At 47.2% G+C, this 8079-nt stretch carries 8 protein-coding genes; 6 read left to right on the top strand and 2 right to left on the bottom strand.

Features of this window, described 5'->3' with window-relative positions:
• Positions 1-182 precede the first annotated feature (182 nt).
• On the bottom strand, positions 183-500 hold the full coding sequence (locus AC0QHF_RS01130; RefSeq protein WP_324702345.1) for a hypothetical protein: 318 nt from the start codon (positions 498-500) through the stop codon (positions 183-185).
• A gap of 701 nt (positions 501-1201) precedes the next feature.
• Between AC0QHF_RS01130 and AC0QHF_RS01125 the strand changes: the two genes are divergently transcribed.
• A complete protein-coding gene (locus tag AC0QHF_RS01125; RefSeq protein WP_324702344.1) occupies positions 1202-1564 on the top strand; it encodes a hypothetical protein in 363 nt (120 codons plus the stop codon).
• Here the strand turns inward: AC0QHF_RS01125 and AC0QHF_RS01120 are convergent.
• Positions 1535-1657 (bottom strand): hypothetical protein, encoded by a 123-nt coding sequence (locus tag AC0QHF_RS01120; RefSeq protein WP_324702343.1) that lies wholly within the window; start codon positions 1655-1657, stop codon positions 1535-1537. The genes AC0QHF_RS01125 and AC0QHF_RS01120 overlap by 30 nt on opposite strands.
• A 21-nt stretch (positions 1658-1678) precedes the next feature.
• Here AC0QHF_RS01120 and AC0QHF_RS01115 point away from each other — a divergent pair, with 21 nt between their 5' ends.
• The 5 genes from AC0QHF_RS01115 to AC0QHF_RS01095 all read left to right on the top strand — a co-directional run bounded on the left by AC0QHF_RS01115 (position 1679) and on the right by AC0QHF_RS01095 (position 7999).
• Positions 1679-3541, top strand: a complete 1863-nt coding sequence (locus tag AC0QHF_RS01115; protein ID WP_324702342.1) for an acyl carrier protein — start codon at positions 1679-1681, stop codon at positions 3539-3541.
• A gap of 113 nt (positions 3542-3654) precedes the next feature.
• A complete protein-coding gene (locus AC0QHF_RS01110; protein ID WP_324702341.1) occupies positions 3655-3900 on the top strand; it encodes a hypothetical protein in 246 nt (81 codons plus the stop codon).
• Between the two features lie 614 nt (positions 3901-4514).
• The gene (locus tag AC0QHF_RS01105) at positions 4515-5156 is read left to right on the top strand and encodes a Uma2 family endonuclease (protein ID WP_324702340.1); all 642 of its coding nucleotides are present in this window, start codon (positions 4515-4517) and stop codon (positions 5154-5156) included.
• Between the two features lie 27 nt (positions 5157-5183).
• Positions 5184-7181 carry an excinuclease ABC subunit UvrB gene (gene uvrB / locus AC0QHF_RS01100; RefSeq protein WP_324702339.1) on the top strand — a complete coding sequence of 666 codons (1998 nt, stop codon included), beginning with the start codon at positions 5184-5186 and terminating at the stop codon, positions 7179-7181.
• 257 nt (positions 7182-7438) lie between these two features.
• Positions 7439-7999, top strand: coding sequence for a Uma2 family endonuclease (locus AC0QHF_RS01095; protein ID WP_324702338.1), 561 nt, complete (start codon positions 7439-7441; stop codon positions 7997-7999).
• The last annotated feature ends 80 nt before the right edge of the window (positions 8000-8079 follow it).

Below are 8079 nucleotides of genomic sequence, written 5' to 3'. Positions count from 1 at the left end.
CAGTTGTGTAGCACAAGCTTCTAGCTTGTCGTAGATACAGTTGTGTAGCACAAGCTTCTAGCTTGTCGTAGATACAGGCAAGATGCCCGGGCTACAAAACTCTAAAATTGGAGGGCGATAGAATGCCCACCTAACGGCATCAGGTGGGCTAAATTTACCTCTGGAAATGAACCGAAATTCGATTAATCCAAATATCCCATCAACAGATCCGGATCGTCGATATCGTTGGAGGCGATGGGACGATTCATCACCATCGAAGAAATCTGCAATTGAGTCATTCCGATCGGACGGTTCGACATTACTCCCGTCCCTTCTTCGGGTTGAATTAATGTCACCGATACGGTATTATTCGCCTTGGCGATGGGGCGGTTTGCCGTCAGCATTCCCGCCACTTGCAACTTCGTTTGTTCCACGGGGCGATTGTGAACCATCATGTTGGGCTGGGACACCTGAATTTGGGTGGGTGCCGAGTTGCCTTCTTGGGTGGGTTTGGTAGCCACGTCTAATTTCTCCTGTTTGGTATCTGATTCTTTTTCATTTTCAGCCGTTTCGGTTACGGCTTCAACAGATTCTGTTTCAGTCGTTTCAGCTTGAGTCAATTCCTCTTTAGACTGATTCTCCGCATCCTTTTTTGTAGTGCTACGGGTTCGTCTACTTGTGGTCCTCCTATTTGAACTAGAAGAGCTGGCAGCCATACTTAAATACCTTACTTATCAAACGGGACTCGCCCATCGATGCGAGACAACTCGCCCTATCAGCCTCGTCCCTTTTATTATTCTAGCTTTTTATGTTCCCCTCTTCCCCGCGCCTCACGGCTGACGGTGCGATCTGACTAAAAATCGGTCAAAGGTAAACGGATTATAAAATACATCGGACACAAAGTAAACGGGGCGTAACAAAAAATAACTTTTTGCAACGATAAGTAACTAAAATCCCTGGAAGCCCGTCCCCCCGACCCGAGCCACGGGCGCGATCGCGGTATCGGGACGGGGGTGCGATCGCCCGCAGACAACAGGACACCCCGCCAATTCTCTCATCCGACCGATTCCGGCAACTTTTCTCAATAAATATTATCAAATTTTAAATACTTGTTTAATTTTTTTTACAAACCCCTCTTAAATCCTTTGCTATATTGGTGGTACAGACAGGAAGGATGTCCCACCCGTACCAACTACCTTATCACATATCGAGGGTTCGGCTCATGTTCGATCTGAATGCAATTCTAAAAACTGCCTCTCTGACTTCAGATGTAACCGATCTGGTTTCAGATTTGGTCGGAAAAAAAGAACGCCAAGTCCGAAAAATCAAGTTTTTTCGCTACAAGGAAGGCAATCTCGGCATCGCATTTTTTGACAGTCAAACCATCCACGGGGAATATTGGATTGAAAATATCCCGGTTCCGGCGGAATACGAACCCGTTTTCGAGGCGAGTGGGTTCGATATCGGAACCAAATATGATGTCGTGTTGCTGGGGTTGCAGCCGTTTTCTGCGGACAAAAAAGTGTTGAGAACTCCGGCAATTCAGAAGCGTCTGTTATCGGTTATTTTTGAGGCGATCGCCTAAATTGACTGTCGCCGACGTGCGATCGCTCCTCATCTGAATTTTATCAATAAGGGCGATCGCTCCCCCATTTAAAATGCTGTCCGTTGCCATCATTTTTGGAGTGCCTATCCCATCATGAATGAATCCGCAAGCGAATATCAATCAAAGATACTGGATCTGGCGACAAATCGTTACCTGGATCAAATCGCTCCTCCTTCCGAAGATAATCTCAAATATATAGAATCTAACGTCGATGAAGTAGTCTGGAAGGTGGCAACCCAAATCTATCAACAGAGCGGTTTTAAAGCCGATTTAACGAGAGTCAAAGATATCGTGATTTCTCGCATTGAAAATATGAGGCTTCAACTTAAGCTTCAAGCCGAACAAGAGGCGGCAGAAGAAGCCCAACGTGCCGCTAAGTTGCGGGCAGAAGAAGAACGAAAAGCGGCAGAAGAAGCCCAACGTGCCGCCCAATTGCGGGCAGAAGCGGAACGAAGGGCGGCAGAAGAAGCCCAACGTGCCGCCCAATTGCGGGCAGAAGAAGAACGAAGGGCGGCAGAAGCAGCCAAGCGTGTCGCCGAGTTGCTAGAGAAATTTGATGGCAATCAAAATAAAGTCGAAATTTTTATCAAAATACAAAAGATAGTTTCAGAACAATTGGAAATCGACGAAGAAGCCATCACTTTGGATAGTGATATCTATCGAGATCTTGATGCAGACTCCTTGGATGTTTTTGAACTAATTATGGCTGTGGAAGAGGAATTTGATGTGGACATAAAAGATATAGAAAAAGAAAAATTTTTGTGGAATGAGGTACGGGAAAGTCCTGCTAATTGCCCCGATGAGGATGGCTTTCATTTTGTCAAATTTAATGATGCTTGTACGGTCAAAAATTTGCTCGGTATTTTGAACAAAAAAATCGAAGAAAAAAATAAATATCGTCGCGTTTTGAAAGGTTGCAATGGAGATGCCAGAAAAGCAAATACATTTTTTAAAATTAAATCAATTATTGCTGAATCATTCGATTCAAATGCAACGGATATTGATTTAGATACTCATATATCTGACGTTCTCAATATCGATGAAATTGATACCAGAATACTCGCCAAAAATTTACAATGTCAATTTGATATTGATATGCCAGGTAAAAAGCTTGATTCCGTGAAAAAGTGGTTGCTATCACCTGTTTGTCAGACTCTGGATAATTATAATCCTATATCATGTTATATCAGAGAATTGCTTGATTATGTTTATGATAAAATTTGCGAAAATGATGCAATTTATAATTTGGCAAACACATTGAATGTAAATAAAAGAAAAGCCAAAATTTTGGAAAAAATAAAAAAAATTATTGCCGGTCAATTGAGAGTTGATGAAGATGAAGTGAATTTGCAAAGTCATATATATCGGGATTTTCAAGTCGATGACAGTGAATCACAAATCAAAAAAATTTTCGTGGCGCTAGAAAATGAATTTTATATCCAAATACCAGAAAAAACACGAGAGAAATTTTTATGGCATAAGCGACCTTGGAATGTTGATAATAAGTCTGATGGTTTTAGTTATCATTATATTCAATTCAACGATTCTTGTACCGTTGGAGAGTTGCTCAACTCCATTTATAAAGAGATTTGTGAACTCGATGAAATTTATCCTTGGCTAGAGCTATTTGATGGCGATAAAAGCAAAGCTAAAATTTTTGTGCGACTCCGAAAAGTCATTGCTCAAGAAGCAGAAATAGACGAAGAATATGTCAGATTAGACAGTCATATCGGAAACGACTTGCATGTAGATGAATTAGATGTATTTAATCTGGCTATGGCTGTGGAAGAGGAATTTGATATGGAAATACCAGAGGAAATTTTGGGATCTGTTGAAAAGTGGCCCCCATCCTACAGTAGCTCTAATTGTTTCCGTGATCGGGTTCCTGTAGGCAGAGTTGGAGAATTGCTCGATTATATTTATCAGAAAATCTATGAAACTACAGAAACAGAATAGAATCTGTCCTGGGTTCTGGTCATGCTTCAACTACGGCGATGGTGTCGCACAAATGAGGGACTTGCCAATGGCGCGATCGCCGTGTTAAACCTGACTCAATCGTGCGATCGCAAATGGGTAAAATCATCATGGAATCAGTCCCTTATATTTTTATCGGTGGCGGCGGACTTTCAGCCGTCCGAGTCCTAGAAACCTTCGAGGCTTTCGGAGGTTCGACAACCGCGTTAAAAACAGATATCGCAGAAAACACGAGTTATCACGCTTCTATTGACGGGATTCGTTCGATACCCACCCTGATGCTTGGGGATACATCCGGCGAGTTTCCGGTTTTTTTCGATACGAGTTTTGAACAGCAGTGAATCTGTCCCAAATCTCACCCATTCAAAGCCCCCAGAATTGGGGGTTTGGGGGCGAGAAGATTTTCAAATTCTTTCCGATTGCCATATCTTGACTCAATCGCGCGATCGCAAATGGATCAAATCATCCTCACCCATTCAAAGCCCCCAGAATTGGGGGTTTGGGGGCGAGAATATCTTCCAATTTTAGACCCGCCTTGAAATGAATTTCAAGGCTAATAGCAAAAGTCCACTCAAGTGGACTCGGGATCGGCGATCGCGTCCTCACACTGAGTCAGTTGCTATATTTCCGATTGCCCTATCTTTGTTCAAAAATTTGTGATATACTTTTTTGATAATGGAAGTGGTGAAAAATTTTTTATATCAGATCCGCTTATTTGACCGCATAACTTCCCCAATCATCTTTAGATGATTTGAGCTATTAGCTTTGGAATTGATTCCAAAGCGGTCTTGCATATCCCACCCCGGTCAGTTCCGAGCATTCAACCGGATTTGATATTATTTTCACAAATATTCCAATTGTGAAAGATGATAGCTTAATTTTATCTCCCAATCCCACCCATGTCAACCCCCGAACCCGGCGCTTAAACATTTCTTAAAAAAAATCGAGGTTTTGCATGGCTTATTCCCTCCAAAAACTGCTCAGTTTTGAAGCCTTCGTCAGTCAATATGCTAACAACCCCCGTTACGAACTCGCGGACGGAGAATTGATCGATATGGAACCCACAGGCGATCGCGAAACCGTCAGCGGTAAACTGGCGACTCAAATCGGCATTGCCATCGCCGCAGCGAAGCTGCCCTGGTTCATTCCCCGCACTTGTTTGATCCGCCCTTTCGCCGATGCAATAACAGCCCGCCGTCCCGACGTTATCGTACTAGATGAAACCGCGATCGCCAACGAACCCCTGTGGCAAACAGAACCCGTGATAACCCTCGGGAGAACCATCAAATTGGCGGTAGAAGTCGTCAGCACCAACTGGGAAACCGACTACGCCCGAAAAGTCGAAGAATACGCCCTATTTGGCATTCCCGAATATTGGATTGTTGACTATCGCGGCTTGGGCGGCGTCGCATTTATCGGCAAACCCAAACAACCCACCGTCACCGTCTGCCAACTGGTCGGCGAAGATTATACCCAACGACAATTCCGCCTCGGCGAACCGATCGCCTCTCCCCGATTCGAGAACCTGCAACTTCGCCTCGATGACGTTCTGCCCCGCTTCGGAAGTCAACTTCGGCGCTCAGACGATATACTATAAAAACGTCAAAAAGTCGGTTTCCGAAATATGGTGCAATTCGACCTCCGAGCCCCCTTCCAACCCACCGGCGACCAACCCAAGGCGATCGCCCAATTGGTCAACAGCATCGAATCCGGACACCCCTTCACCACCCTGCTGGGGGCGACGGGCACCGGGAAAACCTTCACCATCGCCGCCGCGATCGCCCAATTGGGCCGCCCCACCCTCGTCCTCGCCCACAACAAAACCCTCGCCGCCCAACTTTGCAACGAATTGCGGGATTTTTTCCCCAACAATGCCGTCGAATATTTCATCAGTTATTACGACTATTATCAGCCGGAAGCCTACATCCCCGTCACCGACACTTACATCGAAAAAAGTGCCGCCATCAACGACGAAATCGATATGCTGCGGCACTCCGCCACGCGATCGCTCTTTGAACGCCGGGATGCGATCGTCGTCGCCTCCATCAGTTGCATTTACGGCCTCGGAATCCCCACCGAATACCTCAACGCCGCCATCCCCCTGCGGGTGGGGGAAGACCTCGACCAGCGGCAATTATTGCGGGATCTCGCATCCATACAATACCGCCGCAACGACACCGAATTGACTCGCGGACGGTTTCGAGTTCGGGGGGACGTTTTGGAAATAGGTCCCGCCTACGAAGACCGGATCATCCGGGTGGAATTTTTCGGCGATGAAATCGACGCCATCCGCTACATCGACCCCGTGACGGGCAACGTTTTGCAGAGTTTGGAGGGGTTGAATATTTACCCCGCCCGACACTTCGTCACCCCCGAAGATCGCCTCGAAGAAGCCTGCGACGCGATCGCGGACGAACTCAAACAGCGATTAGAAGAATTGGAAAAAGCCGGCAAACTTTTGGAGGCCCAACGCCTCGACCAGCGAACCCGCTACGACTTGGAAATGTTGCGGGAAGTGGGCTACTGCAACGGGGTGGAAAACTACTCCCGCCACCTCGCCGGACGCCTCCCCGGTTCCCCCCCGGAATGTCTGGTCGATTATTTCCCGGACGATTGGTTATTGGTGGTCGATGAATCCCACGTCACCGTCCCCCAAATTCGGGGAATGTACAACGGCGACCAAGCCAGAAAAAAGGTGCTGATCGACCACGGGTTCCGCCTTCCCAGTGCGGCGGACAACCGGCCTTTAAAAGCCGATGAATTTTGGCAAAAAGTCGGACAGTGTATTTTCGTTTCCGCGACGCCGGGAGACTGGGAAATCGAACAGTCTCAGGGTCGGGTTGTCGAACAAATTATCCGCCCCACGGGGGTCGTCGATCCGGAATTGTTCGTGCGTCCGACGGAGGGTCAGGTTGATGATTTAATTGCTGAAATTCAGGAACGGGCAGCGCGAGATGAACGGGTATTGGTGACGACGTTAACCAAGCGGATGGCGGAGGATCTGACGGAGTATTTTCAAGATCGGGGAATTCGAGTCCGTTACCTGCACTCGGAGATTCAACCCATCGAACGGATCGAAATTATTCAAGCCCTGCAACAGGGGGAATTCGACGTTTTAATCGGGGTGAATTTGTTGCGGGAGGGGTTGGATTTGCCCCAGGTGTCTCTGGTGGCGATTTTGGATGCGGATAAGGAGGGTTTTCTGCGGGCGACGCGATCGCTTATCCAGACCATCGGACGGGCGGCGCGGCACGTTCGCGGGCGGGCAATTTTGTACGCGGACAACATGACCGACAGCATGATCCGGGCGATCGACGAGACGAACCGGCGGCGGACAATTCAACTCGAATATAACGAAAAACACGGGATTACCCCCCAACCCATTGTCAAAAAATCTCGCAATGCGATTTTGGCGTTTTTGGATGTCTCTCGGCGGCTGAATGCCCGGGAAATTGAGGAGGCTTACGAACAGGCGGACGAGTTGCCCCTGGAACAGATTCCGGGCCTGATCGAACAGTTGGAAAACCAGATGAAGGAGGCGGCGAAGCAGTTGGAATTTGAAGAGGCGGCAAAACTGCGCGATCGCATCCGGTTATTGCGAGATAAATTGGTGGGCCGTTAATTGATTTTTTTATTTTTTGGACTCGGCGGCGGCGATTTTTTTTCGGGAAAGGCTTGCTTTTTGAAAAATTTTCTGATAGACTATGAGATAATGGAAGTGGTGCTAAAAATATTATTTTTTCAAATACTCCCATTATGAAGGATGATGTCAATATCTTACCCCGCAGCCGCCCATCTTGTCAACCCAATTCATCGGCGGGGCGAAAAATTTAACAAAACTTAAAAATCCGCCGATTAATTGTTACAGGAATTGAGAAGATGACTCCCCAATCTCAACTGACATTAACTGAATTTTTAGAAGATCCGCAGTACGGCGATCGCCACGAGTTTATCAATGGAGAGGCTGTCCAAAAAATGTCACCCAAATTTTTTCACGCTTCCCTACAGACTCAGCTACTTTTACTGCTTTATTCTTGGGGTCAAAAACGGGGTGTGGTCGCGACAGAATGGGCGGTCGCCCTCAAACGGGATGGACGAGATTGGGCTCCGATTCCCGACCTACTTTATATCTCCAACGATCGCCTCCCGAGTTCCGACATCGAAGATATCCCCTGTCCGGTTCCTCCCGATTTGGCGATCGAAATTATTTCCCCCGGTCAAACCTTCGGAGAATTATCAGAAAAGGCGACGGATTACCTCGCTGCGGGAGTGTTGCGGGTGTGGGTTGTCGATACGCGATCGCAGATTATCACGGTATTTTTTCCCGACTCGCCCCCCCAAACCTACAAAGGCGATCGCACTTTATCCGACTCCATTTTCCCCGAATTAAAAATTACTCCCCGACGACTCTTTCAACAGGCTGGAATCCCCGAAAAGTGAAACCTCGCGGGCAACCAGAGACGGTTGCCCCCACAATTCTTCACCCCCCACAATTATTCCCGGGCTACCGTATAAAGTTG

The sequence above is a fragment of the Lyngbya sp. CCY1209 genome, assembly GCF_055795065.1.
The sequence above is the reverse complement of the archived record's forward strand: the minus strand, read 5'-3'. Positions and strand labels throughout refer to the sequence as shown.

Bases quoted from the DNA above. Each gene is read 5' to 3' on its own strand.
- AC0QHF_RS01125 (WP_324702344.1), top strand. From the start codon at position 1,202: ATGTTCGATCTGAATGCAATTCTAAAAACTGCCTCTCTGACTTCAGAT.
- AC0QHF_RS01120 (WP_324702343.1), bottom strand. From the start codon at position 1,657: ATGATGGCAACGGACAGCATTTTAAATGGGGGAGCGATCGCCCTTATT.
- AC0QHF_RS01115 (WP_324702342.1), top strand. From the start codon at position 1,679: ATGAATGAATCCGCAAGCGAATATCAATCAAAGATACTGGATCTGGCG.
- AC0QHF_RS01110 (WP_324702341.1), top strand. From the start codon at position 3,655: ATGGGTAAAATCATCATGGAATCAGTCCCTTATATTTTTATCGGTGGC.
- AC0QHF_RS01105 (WP_324702340.1), top strand. From the start codon at position 4,515: ATGGCTTATTCCCTCCAAAAACTGCTCAGTTTTGAAGCCTTCGTCAGT.
- uvrB (WP_324702339.1), top strand. From the start codon at position 5,184: ATGGTGCAATTCGACCTCCGAGCCCCCTTCCAACCCACCGGCGACCAA.
- AC0QHF_RS01095 (WP_324702338.1), top strand. From the start codon at position 7,439: ATGACTCCCCAATCTCAACTGACATTAACTGAATTTTTAGAAGATCCG.